This window comes from Lactobacillus helveticus, from assembly GCF_046109915.1.
In the GTDB taxonomy this organism is placed as follows: domain Bacteria; phylum Bacillota; class Bacilli; order Lactobacillales; family Lactobacillaceae; genus Lactobacillus; species Lactobacillus helveticus.
The window spans coordinates 709,766-730,153 of the sequence record NZ_CP151471.1 but is presented as its reverse complement, the minus strand read 5'-3'; the positions used below and the strand labels follow the sequence as shown (position 1 = coordinate 730,153).

General features: G+C 36.6%; 20 protein-coding genes and 1 riboswitch. Of the genes, 17 read left to right on the top strand and 3 right to left on the bottom strand.

Features of this window, described 5'->3' with window-relative positions; all coding sequences use genetic code 11:
* Positions 1 to 23: 23 nt before the first annotated feature.
* Positions 24 to 242, bottom strand: a complete 219-nt coding sequence (locus AADV52_RS03775; protein ID WP_041808741.1) for a YjzD family protein — start codon at positions 240 to 242, stop codon at positions 24 to 26.
* A gap of 116 nt (positions 243 to 358) precedes the next feature.
* Here AADV52_RS03775 and AADV52_RS03770 point away from each other — a divergent pair, with 116 nt between their 5' ends.
* The 16 genes from AADV52_RS03770 (at position 359) to AADV52_RS03695 (ending at position 17,357) form a co-directional block, all read left to right on the top strand.
* Complete coding sequence (locus AADV52_RS03770; protein ID WP_014918905.1) at positions 359 to 3,466, top strand: DNA polymerase III subunit alpha; 3,108 nt, start codon at positions 359 to 361, stop codon at positions 3,464 to 3,466.
* 165 nt (positions 3,467 to 3,631) lie between these two features.
* Positions 3,632 to 4,594, top strand: a complete 963-nt coding sequence (gene pfkA, locus AADV52_RS03765; protein WP_012211810.1) for a 6-phosphofructokinase — start codon at positions 3,632 to 3,634, stop codon at positions 4,592 to 4,594.
* Between the two features lie 33 nt (positions 4,595 to 4,627).
* Complete coding sequence (gene pyk, locus AADV52_RS03760) at positions 4,628 to 6,397, top strand: pyruvate kinase (protein ID WP_014918904.1); 1,770 nt, start codon at positions 4,628 to 4,630, stop codon at positions 6,395 to 6,397.
* A gap of 130 nt (positions 6,398 to 6,527) precedes the next feature.
* Positions 6,528 to 7,421 carry a CvfB family protein gene (locus tag AADV52_RS03755; protein ID WP_014918903.1) on the top strand — a complete coding sequence of 298 codons (894 nt, stop codon included), beginning with the start codon at positions 6,528 to 6,530 and terminating at the stop codon, positions 7,419 to 7,421.
* Positions 7,408 to 8,313, top strand: a complete 906-nt coding sequence (gene xerD / locus AADV52_RS03750) for a site-specific tyrosine recombinase XerD (protein ID WP_003626532.1) — start codon at positions 7,408 to 7,410, stop codon at positions 8,311 to 8,313. The genes AADV52_RS03755 and xerD overlap by 14 nt, the downstream gene beginning before the upstream one ends.
* Positions 8,314 to 8,323: 10 nt before the next feature.
* Positions 8,324 to 8,680: a hypothetical protein gene (locus tag AADV52_RS03745; protein ID WP_014918902.1), complete on the top strand. Its 357-nt coding sequence runs from the start codon at positions 8,324 to 8,326 to the stop codon at positions 8,678 to 8,680.
* Positions 8,673 to 9,413, top strand: coding sequence for a segregation and condensation protein A (locus tag AADV52_RS03740; RefSeq protein WP_012211813.1), 741 nt, complete (start codon positions 8,673 to 8,675; stop codon positions 9,411 to 9,413). Before AADV52_RS03745 ends, AADV52_RS03740 begins: the two co-directional genes overlap by 8 nt.
* Positions 9,403 to 9,996, top strand: a complete 594-nt coding sequence (scpB, locus tag AADV52_RS03735) for an SMC-Scp complex subunit ScpB (protein WP_014918901.1) — start codon at positions 9,403 to 9,405, stop codon at positions 9,994 to 9,996. Before AADV52_RS03740 ends, scpB begins: the two co-directional genes overlap by 11 nt.
* Positions 9,997 to 10,713 (top strand): pseudouridine synthase, encoded by a 717-nt coding sequence (locus AADV52_RS03730; protein ID WP_014918900.1) that lies wholly within the window; start codon positions 9,997 to 9,999, stop codon positions 10,711 to 10,713.
* Between the two features lie 28 nt (positions 10,714 to 10,741).
* A riboswitch (FMN riboswitch) is annotated at positions 10,742 to 10,854 on the top strand.
* Between the two features lie 81 nt (positions 10,855 to 10,935).
* Positions 10,936 to 11,625: an ECF transporter S component gene (locus AADV52_RS03725; protein ID WP_014918899.1), complete on the top strand. Its 690-nt coding sequence runs from the start codon at positions 10,936 to 10,938 to the stop codon at positions 11,623 to 11,625.
* A 105-nt stretch (positions 11,626 to 11,730) separates the two neighbouring features.
* The gene (locus AADV52_RS03720) at positions 11,731 to 12,198 is read left to right on the top strand and encodes an SAG1386/EF1546 family surface-associated protein (protein WP_014918898.1); all 468 of its coding nucleotides are present in this window, start codon (positions 11,731 to 11,733) and stop codon (positions 12,196 to 12,198) included.
* Positions 12,199 to 12,250: 52 nt separating this feature from the next.
* Positions 12,251 to 12,925 (top strand): (d)CMP kinase, encoded by a 675-nt coding sequence (gene cmk, locus AADV52_RS03715; protein WP_003626524.1) that lies wholly within the window; start codon positions 12,251 to 12,253, stop codon positions 12,923 to 12,925.
* A 71-nt stretch (positions 12,926 to 12,996) separates the two neighbouring features.
* Entirely contained in the window at positions 12,997 to 14,208 is a 1,212-nt protein-coding gene (gene rpsA / locus AADV52_RS03710) for a 30S ribosomal protein S1 (protein WP_014918897.1), read from the top strand.
* A 68-nt stretch (positions 14,209 to 14,276) separates the two neighbouring features.
* Positions 14,277 to 15,584, top strand: coding sequence for a ribosome biogenesis GTPase Der (der, locus tag AADV52_RS03705; RefSeq protein WP_014918896.1), 1,308 nt, complete (start codon positions 14,277 to 14,279; stop codon positions 15,582 to 15,584).
* A gap of 169 nt (positions 15,585 to 15,753) precedes the next feature.
* Positions 15,754 to 16,029, top strand: coding sequence for an HU family DNA-binding protein (locus AADV52_RS03700; protein ID WP_003547110.1), 276 nt, complete (start codon positions 15,754 to 15,756; stop codon positions 16,027 to 16,029).
* Positions 16,030 to 16,112: 83 nt separating this feature from the next.
* Complete coding sequence (locus AADV52_RS03695; protein WP_014918895.1) at positions 16,113 to 17,357, top strand: tetratricopeptide repeat protein; 1,245 nt, start codon at positions 16,113 to 16,115, stop codon at positions 17,355 to 17,357.
* Between the two features lie 33 nt (positions 17,358 to 17,390).
* Here the strand turns inward: AADV52_RS03695 and AADV52_RS03690 are convergent, their stop codons facing one another.
* Positions 17,391 to 18,278, bottom strand: coding sequence for a YitT family protein (locus AADV52_RS03690; RefSeq protein WP_014918894.1), 888 nt, complete (start codon positions 18,276 to 18,278; stop codon positions 17,391 to 17,393).
* 91 nt (positions 18,279 to 18,369) lie between these two features.
* Here AADV52_RS03690 and AADV52_RS03685 point away from each other — a divergent pair, with 91 nt between their 5' ends.
* Entirely contained in the window at positions 18,370 to 19,569 is a 1,200-nt protein-coding gene (locus AADV52_RS03685) for a CCA tRNA nucleotidyltransferase (RefSeq protein WP_014918893.1), read from the top strand.
* 36 nt (positions 19,570 to 19,605) lie between these two features.
* Here the strand turns inward: AADV52_RS03685 and trhA are convergent, their stop codons facing one another.
* On the bottom strand, positions 19,606 to 20,298 hold the full coding sequence (gene trhA / locus AADV52_RS03680) for a PAQR family membrane homeostasis protein TrhA (RefSeq protein WP_014918892.1): 693 nt from the start codon (positions 20,296 to 20,298) through the stop codon (positions 19,606 to 19,608).
* Between the last annotated feature and the right edge of the window lie 90 nt (positions 20,299 to 20,388).

The window sequence follows — 20,388 nt, the reverse complement described above, 5'->3', positions numbered from 1 at the left end:
CACGTGTTTTTTTCTTAAAATAATTATTTTAACTTACTGTATTTACTGTTGTCCTTATGTGAATGAGCAGTAATAGTTGCAATGATTGCTGAGAAAAGAATGCCGAAGATAAGGCCAACGATTAAGCAAGTCTTAACATCGTTAGCGTTGAATGAGGCACTTTGAGTTAAAGGTCCAGCAATAAAGCCTACAACAAACATGTAGATTATGCTCCATAAAATTGTGACTAGATATCGACCCATATTGATTCCTTCTTTCGGATAGAATTTTATCAAAAATAAGGTTTAATTTCAAACGAGATTAGTGCAATTTGTTATACTTAATTTAATAAATTTCTGCAGTGAAAGGTGGTTATTTTATGCAAGTAGCAACACTTCAAAACCTAAGTTCATTTACTTTGCTAGATAGTCCTACAAAAGTTTCAGATTTAATTGAAACAGCCAAGAAAAGGGGCTATCAAGCTGTAGGACTAGCTGATGTAAATGTGACATATGGTTTGGTCAATTTTTATGAATTGGCTAAAAAAGCGGGAATTAAGCCACTTTTAGGGATGCAGTTGCGATTAAATGGTTTGGTTGATAGCACGCAAAAATACGACTTAATTGCTTTTGCCAAAACAAATGCAGGTTATCATAATTTGTTGCGCTTATCGAGTGCGATTAATCTTCTAACTGATAATGGACAAAATAATAATGTTTTAACGTTAAAAGATCTAAGTAAATACCTGGCGGATTTATTACTGATTGTTCCTGCCAATACCAAAAGTGAATTATTATCTTTATTTGAAACAAATAAGCAGCTAGGTAGTGACCTAATTCGAGATTTGAAAGAATTAACTTCAGATCTTTATTTGGGTGTATACGCCAAGCCAAGTATGCAAAATTATATTGATTATGTACGCAGTTTAAGCAAACAATTTGATTTACCACTGCTTGCAACTGAAGATAGCGAGTATTTGAATCCGCATGATCAATTTTTGCAAAAAACGTTGCGTGCGATTGCTACAGGAGACAAGATTCAGGATGCCTTGCCGTTAGCTAAACAAGAAGGATCACATTATTTGGTCGAAGCAGAGCAATTGCTTCAGCGATATCATGAATTTGATCTAGACGATGCAGTAAATAACACATGGCAAGTTGCCGAAAAATGCAATGCGGAAGTTGTTTTTCAAAAGCCTGTTTTGCCTAAATATCATCAAAAAAAGTTTGTCACTTCGGAAGAATATCTGCACTATTTAGCTCAAACTGGATTGCAGCAGCGTTTTGGTCAAAATAAGATTCCAGCAGAATATCAAAAACGATTAAATTACGAATTGCGCGTCATTAATCAAATGGGATTTGATGATTACTTTTTGATTGTATGGGACGTGATTAATTATTGCCACCGCGTTCAGATTACTACTGGGCCAGGGCGTGGCTCTGCGTGTGGATCACTAGTTTCTTATTCCTTGCGAATTACTGAAGTTGATCCAATTGAATATAATTTGCTTTTTGAACGGTTTTTAAATCCATCTCGTCATGAAATGCCCGATATTGACTTGGATATTCCCGATGTTCAAAGAGATACTGTAATTAAATATATGTATCAAAAATATGGAATGGATCATGCAGCACAAATTTTGACGTTTGGAACATTGGCTGCAAAGCAGGCATTGCGGGATGTCGGTCGAGTATTTGGCTTAACGATGGTTGAGATCAAAAAATGGGCAGATGCAATCCCTTATTCCAAAGGCAAGATCACATTAAAAGAGGCATATCAACAGTCACGAGAATTGCGTTTATTAGTCGATGCTACGCCTGAAAATAAATTGCTGTTTAAAACGGCTTTAGGTTTGGAAGGCTTACCGCGCCACTATTCTATTCACGCTGCTGGACTCGTAATCAGTGACAATTCAATTGCGGGAATTTCAGGCCTGCAGGCAGGCCCATTGGGGATCCCTGTTACTCAACAAACTAAAAAGTATGTTGAATCTTTGGGTTTGCTTAAGATCGACTTTTTGGGATTGCGTAATTTAACCGTATTGGGCAATATTTTAAATTTAATTCGTCAGCAAGGCATAAAGATTGATCCTAATCAAATTCCTTTAAATGATGCACAAACTCTGCAACTTTTCCAACAAGGAAAAACAGATGCTGTCTTCCAATTTGAATCAGGTGGTATTCGCCAAGTTTTACGTAAGCTTCATCCTGATAATTTTGAAGATTTAGTAGCGGTGAATGCCTTATACCGTCCGGGTCCAATGCAAAATATCGATGCCTTTGTCAGAAGAAAGAATGGGCAAGAGGCAGTCAGATATCCTGATCCTAGTTTGAAGAAAATATTGCAGCCAACTTATGGCATCTTGGTTTATCAGGAACAAGTAATGCAAACGGCACAAATTTTGGCTGGCTTTTCTTTAGGTGAGGCTGATATTTTGCGGCGTGCCATGTCTAAGAAAAAGCAAGACGTAATTGAGCAGGAAAAAGGCAAGTTCATTGCTGGCACCATCAAACAAGGCCATACCAAGGCTGTAGCGGAGCGGGTATATCAATATATTGAGCAGTTTGCTAATTATGGATTTAACCGTTCCCACGCCGTTGCTTATACAAAAATTGCCTACTGGCTAGCCTATTTAAAAGTTCATTATCCTGCAGCTTTTTATACGGCGATGTTAAATTCGGCTGCTGGAGCTAAGGCACAAGATTATATTATGCAGGCGCAGGAAGCTAATATTAAGATTTTGCCTCCTGATATTAATCACAGTAGTTTGGAATATACTTTGAAAAATAAACAGATTTTGGTTGGATTGAAGGCTATTAAAGGTTTAAGAGTAGATTTTGCTAAAGAAATTGCAGATAATACTAAGCCTTATAAATCATTAAATGATTTTCTGCGTAGAATCGATCCTAAGTTTTTGCAAGCTGATGCTATCAAGGCTTTAATTATGGCTGGTGCTTTTGATGGGCTTGAAAAAAATCGCAATGAATTATTGGTTAATTGCGATGAAATAATTGCTAATGTGCAATTGACAGGTCAAAATATTTCTTTATCTGAAATATTGGGGAATGCACCGCTTAAGCCAGCAGATGAACCAACGGGTGCAGAAAAAGTTGCAATGGAAGAAAAAGTTTTAGGCTTTTCGACAACTACTTCGCCTTTAATTGCTGTTCAAAAATTTGCTCAAAAATTTAATAGCAGACCGTTAAATCAATTCCAATTGAATGAATCAGGAGTTGGAGTGGGCAAATTAATCAGGTTCAAGCAAATTAGAACCAAAAATGGCAAAAATATGGCGTTTGCCAGCTTTGCTGATACTTCTGGTGAGCAGGAGGTTGTGATTTTTCCTCGAATTTATGAAAAATTTGGTACAGAATTAAAAGTCGGTGACATTTATTTATTAGGTTTACGCGTGCAAGGAGATCGTTTTGACCAAAATAAAAAGCAATATCTGCTTACCAATTTGCGAAAAGTAAATTTTAAAGAATAATTTTTAAAAGAATAAATTATTCTTGCTTTGCATGTAAGTGCTAACATTTTATAAATGAAAATAAACCGTAATTTAGCCCAATTTTTGTGAGATTTTTGGGTGAAAAAATGTTAATATTTATTTGATGTGAGAAATTACACAAAATAATCATGATGAGGTGAATTCATGAAACGGATTGGTATTTTAACTAGTGGCGGAGACGCCCCTGGTATGAATGCAGCAATTAGAGCTGTCACCAAGACTGCTATCCATCATGGACTTGAAGTCTTTGGAATTCGTTATGGTTTCGCTGGTTTGGTTGCAGGTGACTTTGTTCCGCTTACTACGGAAAATGTTGACCACAAGATAAGTGAAGGCGGTACATTTTTGTACAGTGCCCGCTTCCCTGAATTTGCACAAGAAGAAGTGCAACAAAAGGGTGTTGAGCAATTGAAGAAACATGGTATTGATGCTGTTATCGTTATTGGCGGTGACGGATCTTACCACGGTGCTTTAGCCTTGACTCGCCACGGCGTAAACTCAGTTGGTTTACCAGGGACTATCGATAATGATATTCCTTATACCGACTACACGATTGGCTTTGATTCTGCTTGTCGTACTGCTATGGACGCAATTGATAAGATTCGCGACACAGCAAGTAGTCACCACCGCGTTTTCGTTGTTAACGTAATGGGACGTGAATGTGGTGATATCGCTATGCGTGTTGGTGTAGCTAGTGGTGCAGATGCAATTGTTATTCCTGAACGTCCATACGACGTTAAAGAAATTGCAGAAACTATCACTCGTGGTTTTGCAGATGGCAAAGATCATGGTATCATTGTTTTAGCAGAAGGTGTCATGACCGCTGATAAGTTTAAGGATGAATTACTTAAATACGGCGATTTTGATGCTCGTGCTAATGTCCTTGCGCATATGCAACGTGGTGGCTCACCAACAGTCACAGATAGAGTTAATGCTACTAAGATGGGTAACTATGCTGTTAAGTTGCTTCTCGATGGGAAGGGCGGTTTAGCTGTCGGCATGGAGAATGGTCAACTTAGTACCCACGACATTCTTGATCTGTTTGACGGAAAACACCATGGCGATTATGCGTTATTGGATGTAAATGAAGAAATGACTAAATATTAATTTAGTTGATTTTTGGAGAGGATTTTTTTAATAATGAAGAAAACTAAGATTGTTAGTACTTTAGGACCAGCTTCAAACGATATTGAAACTATTACTGCTTTAGCTAAAGCTGGTGCAAACGTATTCCGTTTCAACTTCTCACACGGTGATCACCCAGAACACCTTGCTCGTATGAAGATGGTTCGTCAAGTGGAAAAGGATACTGGTATGCTTCTTGGCATCGACCTTGACACTAAGGGTGCTGAAATCAGAACCACTGAACAAGAAGGTGGTAAGTTTACTATTAATACCGGTGATATGATCCGTGTATCAATGGACGACACCAAGAAGGGTAACAAGGACATGATCCACGTTACCTACGAAGGTTTGTACGATGATACTCACGTTGGTGGTCACGTATTAATCGACGATGGTTTGGTTGACCTTTTGATTAAGGAAAAGGATGACGCTAAGAGAGAATTAGTTTGTGAAGCTCAAAACACTGGTGTTATTGGCTCAAAGAAGGGTGTTAACGCTCCTGGTGTTGAAATCCGCCTTCCAGGTATCACTGAAAAGGATACTGACGACATTAAGTTCGGTTTACAATACGGTATTAACTTCATTACTGCTTCATTTGCACGTAAGGCTCAAGACATCTTAGACATTCGTAAGCTTTGTGAAGAAGCTGGCGCAGATTACGTTAAGATCTTCCCTAAGATTGAATCACAAGAAGGTATTGACAACGCTGACGAAATCTTACAAGTTTCAGATGGTGTGATGGTAGCTCGTGGTGACATGGGTGTTGAAATTCCATTTATGGAAGTTCCATTTGTACAAAAGAGCTTAATCCGCAAGGCTAACGCACTTGGTAAGCCAGTTATTACTGCTACTCAAATGCTTGACTCAATGCAAGAAAACCCACGTCCAACTCGTGCCGAAGTTTCTGACGTTGCTAACGCTGTTCTTGATGGTACTGACGCAACTATGCTTTCAGGTGAATCAGCAAACGGTCTTTACCCAGTTAAGGCTGTTAAGGCAATGGCTGAAATTGACGAACGTACTGAAAAAGAAATGCTTAAGCGTAACACTTTAGCACTTCAAAGATTCGAAGCTTACAAGGGTTCAAACGTAACTGAAGCTATCGGTGAATCAGTTGTACGTACTGCTCAAGAATTAGGTGTTAAGACTATCATTACTGCTACTAACTCAGGTTACACTGCACGTATGATTTCTAAGTACCGTCCAAACGCAGACATCATTGCTTTGACTTTCGATGAAAAGATCCAACACTCATTGGGTATCGTTTGGGGTGTACAACCATTATTGACTGAAAAGCCTAAGTCAACTGATGACATGTTTGAAGTAGCTGCTAAGGTAGCTAAGGAAAAGGGCTTTGTTAAGGATGGCGACCTTGTAATCATCGTTGCTGGTGTTCCAGTTGGTGACTCAGGTACAACTAACTTGATGAGGTTACAAATTATCGGTAACAAGCTTGTTCAAGGTTTAGGTGTTGGTAACGGTTCAGTTATCGGCAAGGCTGTTGTAGCAAACTCAGCTGAAGAAGCTAACAGCAAGGTTAAGGAAGGCGACATCTTAGTTGCTAAGTCTACTGACCCAGACTACAACCCAGCTATCAAGAAGGCTTCAGGCTTAGTTGTTGAAGCTTCAGGTTTGACTTCACACGCTGCAGTTATCGGTTTATCATTAGGTATCCCAGTTGTTGTTGGTACTACTAACGCTACTGAAAAGATTTCTGATGGTTTAACTATTACTGTTGACGCTCGTCGTGGTGCTATCTACCAAGGCGAAATCTCAAACCTTTAATTAAAAGATAAAAACAAAATATAGATTAGCTAATCAAAAAAATAGTCAGCTTTCGAGCTGGCTATTTTATTTTGTCTAAATATCTTTTATACTTGTATATGAAAGAATATGTAAAGTAGGAGAAAAAGAAATGCTTGGAACTATTGCAAAAGGAAAAATAATTGATGAAAATGACAACGCCTATTATGTACAAATTGATGGCGTTACTTATGAACTAAAAAAGCAAGAGCTTACCCAAGACGAAATTCCTAAAGTTGGCGATGAAATCGAGGGCTTTATTTATGATAATAAGTCACATGATCGAGAAATGACGCAGTTCTTACCTTTTGCTCAACCTGATCAATATGGTTGGGGTAAGGTAACAGAAGTTCGACCAGGTTTAGGTGTGTTTGTTGATGTCGGATTACCTGATAAAGATGTGGTAGTATCAATGGATGATTTGCCACGAGAAAAGGAAAGATGGCCTCGTCGCGATGATCGTCTTTTGGTAAGACTAGAAACCGACTATAAGGATCGAATTTGGGCTAAATTGGCTGACGAAAATATTTTTGACCAATTGGCAGCAAACTTTCCTAATGGTATGAATAATGAGAATGTTGTTGGAACTGTTTATGCCACTCGTGAAATTGGGGCTTTTGTTTTAACTAATGATTATTACTTGGGCTTTGTCCACGAGTCACAAATGCCTCGTCCAATGCGTTTAGGTGAGCAATTTAAGGGTAGAGTTATTGGTATAAGTCAATATGGTCGTTTAAACTTGAGTGCTTTGCCACGTGCTTTTGAAGAAATCGACGATGATGCACAAATGATTTTGATGAGTTTACGCAGAAGAGAAACTAAGACTTTACCATTTTACGATAAATCTGATGCACAAGAAATAAAGCGTTACTTCGGCATTTCTAAATCTGCATTTAAGCGTGCATTAGGGCATTTGCTTAAGGCAGGTTTGATTGAGGAAGATAAAACTGCCGGAACAATTACTTTAATTAAAGATCCAGAAGAGAATACTGATGGAGAAGAATAAGTTACAAGATCAAATTGATGATTATTTACGATATAGCCAAATTGAACGTGGTTTAAGCAGCAATACGATTACTGCCTATCGTCAAGATTTGGAAGAATACTTAGCTTTTGTAAAAAAAGAAGGCATGGATTCGTGGCCCACTGAAGCTAGTGATGTAGATGCTTTTTTGGCAAGACAGTACGATTTAAATAAAGCCACAAGTTCAATCAGTCGTCTTATTTCTAGCATGCGTAAATTTTATCAATGGCTTGCGCGTCAAAATATTCAAAAATTAAATCCAATGCTTGAGATTGATTTGCCTAAAAAAGAACGCCGTCTTCCTGTAGCTTTGAATCAAAAAGAAATTAATGATTTGCTTGCTCAACCTGATATTAAACGGAAATTAGGCTTAAGAGATCGAGCAATTTTAGAGACTTTATATGCTACAGGTATGCGTGTAAGTGAATTGATTAATTTAGAATTACAAGACCTGCATGAAGATTTGGGTTTAGTTAGAGTACTGGGAAAGGGTTCTAAGGAGCGCTTAATACCAATTAGCTCAGTAGCTTTGCATTGGATAAAACAATATCAAAAAGAAGTGCGTGATCCGCTAATTTTGAAAGCTGGACAAAATGATGAACATATTTTCTTGAATAGCAGGGCCAAGCAGCTTACGCGTCAAGCAATTTGGCAAATGATAAAAAAGTATTGTCAATCTGCCGGTATTACCAAAGATGTTACACCTCATACATTACGTCACACCTTTGCTACACATCTGCTTGAAAATGGTGCGGACTTACGAGTCGTTCAAGAAATTTTAGGACACTCAGATATAAGCACTACTCAAATTTATACTAATTTGTCTCAAAAACATATTTTACAGGTATATCAAAAGACGCATCCTCGTCTTTAGGTGATTAACAATGCTAATACAGTATAAAAAAGACTATGAAAAAATGGCTATGGGATTGCTCTCATACTTGCCGGATTTTAAAAATATTGAAAATCTAAAAGAAGAAATAGGGCTTAATCAAGAAGATAATGATTTTATGCTTTATTTGTATCGTAATAAACAGAACAATATTGTAGGGGTGTTGGGTACACAAGTGACTGATCAATTTATCGTGATCAGATATCTTTCTTTAGCTACCGGTTTTCGTGAAATTAGCTACGAAAAAGAAATCGTAGATGAGCTAAAAAATGAATATCCTGATAAAAGAGTTACTGCTGTGCCTGAGTATACGAATTTATTAAAAACCGTCGAAGAAGATAATGAATAAAAGTAATTTAACGTTAGAATTGCCTAATTTTGAGGGGCCATTAGATTTATTATTGCATCTAATTCAATCACAAAAAATAGATATATATGATATTCCGATTGCTCAGATTACTAGCCAATATTTGGAGTATTTAAGACAAATGCAAAGCCTGAATTTGCAAATTGCAGGTGAGTATTTTATGATGTCTTCAACTTTATTAAGAATAAAATCACAATATTTGTTGCCACAAAACGATTTTGTAGATGAAATTGAACCTGAAGATGATCCTCGTGATGAATTAGTGCAGCAATTAGTACAATATTCAATTTTTAAAAAGATTTCTGCATATTTCAAAGAACGAAATGAAGAAGTGCCGATTGTTGTTTCTAAGGAAGCCAGTGTTTCAACGTCTGTTAAAGTTCAACCGTTGCCAAAGGGACAAATTACCTCAAATGAATTGGCAACAACTTTTTCAATGGTTTTGCGTCGATTAAAAATGCGGCAGCCAGATACTGCTTCAATTAAAGTAGCTGAAACACCGATTAATGAGATGATTGATTATTTACATCGCCGTCTAGCAAGTAAGCGACAAGTAAGCTTTTTTAGTTGTGCAGACAAGATGCATAGCATTTCTGATGTAATTGGTTTATTTTTAGCAATGCTTGAATTGAGCAAAAAACACGAGATTCGAGTCTTACAAGCAAGAGAATTTGGTGATTTAAATTTAGAAAGAAATGATGTAAATGGCAAGTAAAGAGGCAAATTTAGAAGCACTTTTATATGTAGCAGGTGATAATGGACTAGAAGAACAAAATTTAATTGAAATGCTGGAAATTGACGGAGAATCTTTAGATAAAGTAGCTCAAAACTTGCAGCGAAAATTAACGCAAGATGCAGATTCTGGCTTGCAATTGATTCATATTGCTCATACATATAAGCTAACCACTAGTCCACAAACAGCTAAAATAATTGAAAAATATTTTCAAAAGGATTTAACTAAAAATTTAAGTCAGTCAGCCTTAGAGATTTTGGCAATTGTTGCTTATCGTCAACCTATTACAAGAGTGGAAATTGATGACATTCGCGGGGTTAATTCATCCGGCGCCTTGCAGACCTTGGTTTGGCGTGGGCTGATTAAAGCTGATGGAAAAAAAGATGCTCCAGGACATCCTAAATTATACGTGACTACTGATTATTTCTTGCAGTATTTCAATTATCATAGTTTAGCAGATTTGCCTTTAATAGAAGATTTCGCTGATAATGATAGCAATGGCGAGATAGACTTGTTTGAAGCTAAAGGAACTGCAGATAAGCAGATGCAGAAAGAGGAAGAATAAATGGAAGAAAGACTACAAAAAGTAATTGCAGAAGCTGGAATCGCTTCAAGAAGAAAAGCAGAAAAAATGATTGTAGCTGGCCGTGTGAAGGTAGACGGCAAGGTAGTTACTAAGTTAGGGACTAAAGTTGAAACCTTTAGTAATATTACAGTTGATGATGAACCGATTGAAAGAGAAAGTTTACACACATATCTTTTTTATAAGCCACGTGGTGTTGTCTCTACCGCAGATGATGATAAGGGGAGAAAAACAGTCGTAGATTATTTTGAAGATGTGCCATATCGCTTATATCCAGTAGGTCGTCTTGATTATGATACTTCAGGCCTGCTTTTAATGACCAATGATGGCAAATTGGCTAATTTATTGATGCACCCAAGAAATGAAGTTTCTAAAGTTTATGTTGCTAAAATCAAGGGAATTTTAACTCCTGACGAGATTAAAACATTAACTACTGGGGTTAAACTAGATCGATTTAAAGCTGCTCCAGCAAAAGTGAAGATTCTTAAAACAGATAAACGCAAGGATACTCAAATTGTTCAATTGACCATTCACGAAGGACATTATCACCAGGTTAAGCGCATGTTTAAGGCAGTAGGTCACTTAGTTGAAAAATTATCACGTGAAAAGTATGCGTTTTTGACTTTGGATTCTCTTACTTCTGGACAATATCGTGAATTATCAAAGCACGAAGTTGACAAATTAATGAGATTAGATTAATTTATACTTAGAAATTAGATATATAGGTTGTTGTCTTCAAGGCAGGGTGAAAATCCCGACCGGCGGTTAGAGTCCGCGACCCACGCAAGTGGCTGAATCTTTTGATACCGATAGTTAAAGTCTAGATGGAAGAAGACAGATCGATAAAATAAATTTTACTTTACTTTATAAAGGTCTGTTGCTGGAGCAATGGACCTTTTTTGTAGGAAAGAAAGTAAGTTTATGAATAAATCGAAAGCAAATGCTACAGGATTAGCAAATATTATTGCATATGCATTAATTGGGTGTATTGCCTTTGTGGTAATGAAATTTGAATTTTCAATTATTCCTGGCGTAGGTTTTTTAAAGTTTGATTTTTCAGATGTAATTATTACAATTGGAATGTTCATTTTTGGAGCTGTTCCAGGTATAATCATTGCATTGATTAGAATGATTTTGAGTTTGATTTTTGCTGGTTTTGCTCTGTCAAGTGTAGTAGGTGAGGTTGCGGCCTTTCTTGCTTCAATATCGTTTGCTTTGCCATTTTATTTCTTCAGTAAAAATATAACTGTTGAGAATAGAAAGACAAAAATGGGGATAATTAAACCAATATTCGGTTTAATTATTGGCATTATTGCAATGACTTGCGTAATGTCGTTAACTAATGCATTTATTTTAACTCCGTTATATGCAATAACCTCAGTTCCTAATTTACCTGCGATCAATAGTTATGGCGCTTTGTATAACTTTACTGAAAAGGTTTATTTAGGACAATTATTGCATTTGCCATCCATGCAAGCTTATATTTTTACGATTATAGTGCCATTCAATTTACTAAAGGGCGTAATTAATAGTGTAGTTGTATATTTGCTTTTTGAAGCAACAATTAAAACGATTAAGCCTTTTGTACGAAAGAGATTTAATTTGAAATAGAATTATAGAATCCCATTAACTTTTAAAGTTGATGGGATTTTTCATATTCAAAGACCAGTAAAGTATGCTAGAATTAATCCGTTAAGTGAATGGAGGAATTTACAGATGGATAAAAAATCAACAGGGCCATATCAACACTATGAACGGCCGACTGAGAAGCGAAGTTCACAGGATAAGCAGCCCGGTGGATCTGCTAGATGGATTGCAGTTATTGTAATTTTGGTAGTTATCTTAATTGCATTGATTCCAGTTGTTCATCGTTTATCATCAGGCCATTCTGAAAAAGCTGAAGAAGTTCAAACAGTTAAGAAAGTTTCTTCTAAAAAGTCATCTAAGGCAATTAAATCATCTAATAAAGCTAAAAAGACTTCATCTTCAGCTAAGAAGAATTCTGTTAAGACTAGTTCAAGTTCATCTCAAGAAAGTAAGCCTAAGACTTATTTAGTTAAAGATGGTGATACTTTAACTAATATTGCAGAAAAAAATGGTATGACTGTTGATCAATTATCCAGATTAAATGATCTTGAAGATACTTCAAACGTCAATGTTGGCCAAACACTTAAATTGAGATAATCTTTCAGAAAGGATAAAAGAGGTCGAGCAGTAAGATCTCTTTTTTATTAAAATGCAAGTAGCAGTAGATGGACCTGCATCAGCAGGTAAAAGCACGGTTGCTAAGATCATTGCTAAAAAGCTGTCTTACGTTTATATAGACACTGGTGCAATGTACCGTGCATGTACGGTTATTGCTCGTAATCATCAGTTAGATTACGGGGATGAAGCAGGAATTTTGCAAGCTATTGATGAAGATGGAATTGAATTGAAGTCTGAACATGGTGAGCAAAAGGTTTATGTAGCAGGAAAAGATGTATCTAAAGAAATTAGAACACCAGAAATTTCTGCTAACGTGTCACAAGTTTCTGCATTGCCTAAAGTACGAGAAAAAATGGTTAGTTTGCAACGCCAAATGGCTGGCAAAACTAATGTAATTATGGATGGTCGCGACATCGGTACGACTGTTTTACCAAATGCAGAAGTAAAGATCTTTTTAGTAGCTTCTGCTAGATCTCGTGCTGAACGTAGACTCTTGGATTTCAAAGAACGTGGCATTGAGTCTAAACAAACAGTAGATGAAATCGAACAAGATATTGCAGCAAGAGACTATAAAGACTCACACCGTAAGATTTCACCACTAAAAAAGGCAGATGATGCAATTGAAATTGACACTACAAATATGTCAATTGAGCAAGTTGTAGATGCAATTTTAGCGGAAATCAAAAAAACTCAAAAAATTTTTTAAAAAAACAGCACAAAATAGTAGAAAAATATCAAACTTTCCTTTAAAATGGGACATGATATTGGGAGGTACATATGTCAGAAAACAGTAATCAATTTTTAGACGCATTAAAGCAAATGCAAGGAGTTGAGGTCGGAGATATTGTCGATGTCGAAGTATTAGACGTTGAAGACGGCCAAATCAATGTTGGTGTTGTAAACGCTGGTGTTGAAGGTGTTATTACTCGTCGTGAATACACTTCAGATCGTAACGCAGACTTACGCGATTTAGTTAAGCCCGGCGACAAGTTCAAGGCCTTAGTATTAAGAAGAGCCGGTGGCGATAAGGAAAATGGTGAATTTTTCTTCTCAGTTACCCGCTTGAAGGAAAGAGAAGCTTACGACAAGTTACAAAAGGACTTCGAAGAAGGTAATGCTATCGAAGGTACTGTAACTTCATCAGTTCGTGGTGGTTTACTTGTAGATGTTGGTACACGTGGTTTCTTACCAGCTTCATTAATTTCAAACCGTTACGTTTCAGATCTTAAGCCTTACATTGGTAAGACTATGAAGCTTAAGATTACTGAAATCGATCCTAACAAGAACCGTTTGATTCTTTCACACAAGGATTTAGTTGAAGAAGAACGTGAAGAAGCATTTGATAAGGTTGCATCACAATTAGTTGTTGGTGACGTTATCGAAGGTAAGGTTTCACGCTTAACTAACTTTGGTGCATTTATCGATGTTGGTGGTGTTGACGGTTTAGTTCACATTTCAGAAATTTCTTACAAGCATGTTGATAAGCCAAGCGATGTTTTGAAGGCTGGTCAAGATGTTAAGGTTAAGGTTATTGGTATTGACAATGACAGACATCGTATTTCCCTGTCTATTAAGCAAACTGAACCTTCTCCATTTGAACAAGCTACAGCTGACTTACACGAAGGCGATGTTTTTGAAGGTGAGGTTAAGTCATTAACTAACTTTGGTGCATTTGTTGAGGTTGCTGACGGTATTCAAGGTTTAGTACACGTTTCAGAAATTTCAAACAAGCACGTTGACAAGCCAAGCGATGTTTTGAAGGTTGGTCAAACTGTTAAGGTTAAGGTTTTGAACATTGACCCAAGTGACAGAAGAATTTCACTTTCAATCAAGGCTGCTGACTCAAACGCTTCTTCATCAGATAACCACAGTTTTCGTCCACGTCGTTCACGTAACGAAAACTCAGTTAACAAGAAGTACATGGGTGACAACGATAACGGCTTTGCATTAGGTGACATCATTGGTGACCAATTAAAGGACCGTAAGTAGTCATTTCTGTTAAAAAAGCCGACACAGAGTCGGCTTTTTTATTTTTATATTTTAAAAGGAGGGCACATATGGCTTTACCAGTTGTTGCAATCGTTGGACAACCAAATGTAGGAAAATCTACACTTTTTAATAGAATTATTAATCAACGCTTAGCAATCGTAGAAGATAAACCCGGTGTTACTCGTGATCGTAATTATGCTCAAGCTGAATGGATGGGTCATAAATTCGATTTAATCGATACAGGTGGTATTACCTGGGAAGGTGGAAAAATCGAAGAAGAGATCCGTGCACAGGCTGAAATTGCGATTGAAGAAGCAGATGTCATTGTGATGCTTACAAATGTAGTAAATCATGTGACAGATCTTGATGAAAGAATTGCACATCTTCTTTATCGCACCAAAAAACCAGTTATTTTAGCGGTTAATAAAGCAGATAATCCTGAACAGAGAAATGATATTTATGATTTCTATAGTTTAGGATTAGGCGATCCTATTCCTGTATCTAGCAGTCACGGGACTGGTATTGGTGATTTGCTAGATGAAATTGTTAGTGATTTCCCAGCTGAAAAGGATAGCCAAGCCAATGATGTTATTTCATTCAGCGTAATTGGACGTCCAAATGTAGGTAAATCTTCAATTGTTAACAAATTATTGGGTGAAGACCGAGTAATTGTGGCAAACGAAGAAGGCACTACTCGTGATGCAGTTGATACACCGTTCACTAAAGATGGTGTTAAATTTAAGGTAGTTGATACTGCTGGTATCAGAAGACGCGGAAAGGTTTATGAAAAGACCGAGAAGTATTCTGTCTTACGTGCTATGGCTGCTATTGAACGCTCAGACGTGGTTTTGCTTGTTCTTGATGCAAGTACGGGCATTAGAGAACAAGACAAGCACGTAGCCGGATATGCACACGAAACAGGACGTGGAATTATCATTGTTGTAAACAAATGGGACTTACCAAAGAAGAACAGTACTAGTGCTAAGGAATTTGAACGGGAAATTAGAGCTGAATTCCAATATTTGGATTATGCACCTATTTTGTTTGTGTCAGCTAAAACTGGCCAACGCCTTGATCAAATTCCATCAATGGTTAAAGAAGTTTACGATAATCAGAATCAACGTATTCAATCAAGCGTGCTGAATGATTTATTGCTTGAAGCAAGTAAATTAGTTCCAACACCAATGATTAAAGGAAAGAGATTGCGTGTTTACTACATGACACAAGTAAGCACCAATCCGCCAACTTTTGTTGTGTTCGTTAATGATCCGGAATTAATGCACTTTTCTTATGAGCGATTTTTAATTAATCAATTGCGACAAAACTTTGATTTTGCGGGAACTCCGATTAAAATTCTGCCGCGTAAGAGAAAATAATGAAAAAAACACCAATATTTTGCAAAAATCCTTGTTGTAATAAGGGTTTTGTGATATTTTGGTTTCTAGGAAACAATGATTAGTCTAGATCTAGATCATTATTCCTTGTTTTTTCAAAACAAAGAAAAAACTTTGAACTTCGGGTTCAAATTCAGGAGGTGAATTATTTATGGCAAATAAAGCTGAATTAGTTTCTGAAGTTGCTTCAAAGACTAAGTTGACCAAGAAGGAAGTTGCTGCTGCTGTTGATGCTATCTTTGGCTCAATTCAAGACAACCTTGCTAAGGGTGAAAAGGTACAATTAATCGGTTTTGGTACTTTTGAAGTACGTCACCGTGCAGCACGTAAGGGTCGTAACCCACAAACTGGTGATGAAATCGAAATCCCAGCTAGTGAAGTACCTGCATTTAAGCCAGGTAAGGCTCTTAAAGAAGCTGTTAAGTAAGATGCTTAACGCTATTAAAAGACGTTGGACTTTGTTCCAGCGTCTTTTTTTAGTACAATTAAAGTCTGACTGGAGGCAAAATAATGAGTTATTCAGAACAATTACTTGATTCAATTCAAAACCATGATTTTTCACAAAGCAAACATCTTTTAAAAGAAGCTTTAGATAAAGATGACCCTGAAATTTTATCTTCTTTAGCGGAAAATCTGACCGATTTAGGGTTTACTAATTTAGCTAAAGAAGTTTATCGCGCTTTAATTGCTAAATTCCCCCAAGAAGACTTATTTAAAGTATATTTGGCAGAAATTATGCTCAATGATGGAGATGAAGATGATGGCTTATCGCTTCTTTACGGCGTCTCTAAGGAGTCTTCAGCCTATCTAGATGGTTTGCTTGTACAAGCAGATTACTATCAAACTAACGGCCTAATTGAGACAGCTAAGGATAAATTATTGCAAGCTCTTAAACTTGCTCCGGAAGAAGATGCAATTAAATTTGGCTTAGCCGAGCTTGACTATTTAAGCGGAATTTATGAACAAGCGCTGGCCTTATATGATGATTTGATTCAACGCCAAAAGACTTTTGGCGAAGTTAATTTAAATCAAAGATTGATTGCAACTAATGCAAAATTAGGTAACTACGAAGCAGCTGCTAAAATTATTAGAGAGCATAGCAGTAGTCTGTTGGATATTGACAGTAAATATGAGGCTGGGTTAGTAATGCTTGCTGTTGGAGATGATGATCAAGCTATCAAGCTATTAGACGAAGTGATTGATCAAAGTCATGATTATGTTAATGCCTATCCTTTGCTAGCTCAAGCTTATGAGCATAAGCATGATAATGAGCAAGTATTGCGGACTGTGCAGGCAGGTTTAGCATATAACGAATTAGATGAAACTCTTTATTCAATGGGGGCACGTGCCGCTGCTAATTTAAATCAATTGGATACCGCTGCAGATTTGCTCGAGAAGGGCCTTAAAAAGGCTCCTGACAATAGTGAATTACGAATGCAACTATCTAACCTATATCTGCATCGTCATCAGGATAAGCAAAATATTGTCTTATTTAAGGACTTTGATAATGAGAACATTGATGCACAGGCTCACTGGAATATGGCCTTATCGTATGAAAGACTTGATGACACAGAAAAAGCACAGAGCGAATTTTTGTTAGCTTATCCCGATTTTAAAGAAAATCCTGATTTTCTGCATCAAATGATTATGTTCTTTAGCGTCCAAAACAATCCTGATATTACTAAGCAGTTATTGCAGAAATATCTTGAATTAGTACCAGAAGATATGGAAATGCAAGACTTATATAATAAATAAACGTCTGAGAAATTATTCTTCTCAGACGCTTTTTCATTTACGAATTAATAAATGGTGCCGCTTTTGCTTATACGTAAATCCTTCACCTAATGCTTCGTGAACTTCAATAATTGATACAAAAGCATTAGGATCTTCTTGTCTAATTAATTGCTTAATTGTGGCTATTTCTCTAGGAGAGACCACTACGTAGATTACGCGCTTGTTATCTTGCTTGTAGCCACCTAATGCTTTAAAGTAGGTAAAACCGCGATCAAGTTTTAGATCAATCATTTTACCAATTTGTTCATACTTATCAGAGATAATTAGTAACCCACGTGCACTATATGCACCTTGTTGAATCGTATCCATGACACGTGACAAGACAAAAGAAGCAAGTAAAGTGTACATCATGTGTTTAAGATCTAGGTAAGATAGGGATGCAAATAAAACCACGGCGTCACAGAATAGCAGCATTTTACCAGATGAAATTCCAAACTTGATCTGACATATTCTGGCAATAATATCTGTTCCGCCTGAAGTGCCGTTATATCTAAAAACTAGTCCTAATCCTATACCTGAGAGGACCCCTGCCGAAATTGCGGAAAGGAAGAGATCGTGTTCTAAATCTAATTGTTTTATAATAGGTACTGAACGCCAAAACCAAAGAAAGAAGGAAAGGCAGAGCGTTCCCCAGATTGTATAGGTTAATAAGCGTTTGCCCATAAAACGATAACCTAATATAATTAATGGTATATTAAGTACTAGGGTAGAAAGACCCATGTTAATATTCCAAAAATGGCGCAAGATAAGTGAAATACCGCTTATTCCGCCATCGGCTAATTTATTTGGAACTGAAATGATTTCCAAACTTAAACCGTAGATGGCACATCCCAATGCAATCATAAAGATATCGATAACGGTAGATTTGTTGAGTTTAAGCATGATGATTGCCTCCTTTATGTCTTTTCCTTCATTTTAACAAACTAAAAGTAAAAAGTTATAAATAAAGAAATTAAGAGTTGAGATTTTACCAATGATCAAAGTAGATAAATTACCAGATGTATTTATTAAAGCAATGCCAGTCTTGCAAACTTTAGAAGATGCTGGCTTTGAAGCATATTTTGTCGGTGGTTCTGTAAGAGACCTTTTATTAGATAGACACGTACATGATGTTGATATCACTACTAGTGCTTATCCTGAAGAGGTTAAGGAGCTTTTTGCAAAGTCGATTGATACAGGAATTAAACACGGGACGGTAACTGTACTATATGGTGGCGAAAGTTATGAAATCACCACTTTTAGAACAGAGTCTGGTTATCAAGATTATAGAAGGCCAGATCACGTTACTTTCGTGCAGAATCTTGATGAAGATTTAAAACGTAGAGACTTCACAATCAATGCTTTGGCAATGGATCTTCATGGTCAAATTGTTGATTTATTTAATGGAGTAGAAGATTTAAAGAACCATATTATTCGTGCCGTGGGCGATCCTGAAAAAAGATTTCATGAAGATGCCTTAAGAATGATGCGAGCTGTTCGTTTTACTAGTCAATTAAAATTCAATTTAGAAGAAAAAACAGAACAAGCGATTAAGGATAATCATGAACTTTTGAAGAAGATTTCAGTAGAACGTATTCGTGAGGAGTTTGTTAAGATGGGGATTGGGCCTCATTCAAGACAAGCGTTTCAAATTTTCCTTGATACGCAATTAAGTGAAGACGTTCCTGATTTTGCGGGAAAAAAGGAATTGTTGCAGATTTATCCACAATTGCAATTTAGTCCAACCCTTGAAACTAGCTTGTGGTCATTAATCATTATTTTGTTAAAGCTTCCAGATGAAGATATCAGCAAATTTATGCGTGATTGGAAAAATTCCAATGCCATGACTGAACAAGTAGAACGGATTATTAAGTTCTTCGACTTGATTTCTGATCATACTCCAAATGATTACGAATTATTCCAAGCAGGTGAAAGAACAATAATTAATACCATAGATGTGGCACACATTTTGGGCCAACCAGTGGCTTCAGAAGCCCTAGTTGATCGTTATCTAGCCTTACCAATTAAAAAGCCAGCTGAATTGGCAATAGATGGACGCTTTTTGATTAAGCACGGGATGCGTCCAGGTGCTGAATTGGGTCATACCCTTAATAAAATTAGAGAGTTAGTAGTTTCAAGCAGATTAGAAAATAGTCCAGATGCAATTGAAAAGTATTTAGAAGACTTAGATTAATAAAAAAGGATGTATCAAAAATCGATACATCCTTTTTTAAACATAAAGCAAAACGGAGAAATACATTAAAATTGAGCCTAGCATAACGAATAAATGCCATACTGTGTGAATAAATGGCACATTACGCATGCTAAACAAAATTGCTCCAACCGTGTAAGCAATGCCTCCGCTGACTAAAAGCCAAAAACCAGTTGGACTCAAGCGAACATATAAATATGAGCCGGATAGAATTACCAGCCAGCCCATTGCTACATAAAATACGGTGTCAAGAATTACATGTTTTCCGCGATTGAAAATATAGTAAATAATTCCGAAAATCGTTAAGCCCCAGATCAATCCAAATAATGTCCAGCCCCATGCGCCGCCAATTGCGACTAATGAATATGGCGTATACGAACCTGCAATCAGCAGAAAAATTGAGGAATGGTCAAAGATCTGGAAAACTTTTTTAGCACGAGTAAAAACTAAACTATGATATAAAGTAGAAAACAAATATAACAGGACAAGGCATGAACCATAAATAGTAAAAGTTACTATGCGCATGGGACTGCCTGTATGAGCAGCTCTAACAATTAAAACTACTAATCCTGCAACTGCTAAGCCAAAGCCAATTCCGTGTGTAATCGCGCTAAAGATATTATCAAGTAAATAGTATCTTTCTGATCTTACATTTGGTTCTTGCCAAAGTTTTTTAATTTTTGTAATGCACCAATCTACCAATCTAATCATTCCTTTTTTCTTCTTGAAAATTTTTGATATACTAACTATATGTTACTTGCTCATATTTTATCATAAAAATTAAAGTGAGCATCTTAGAAT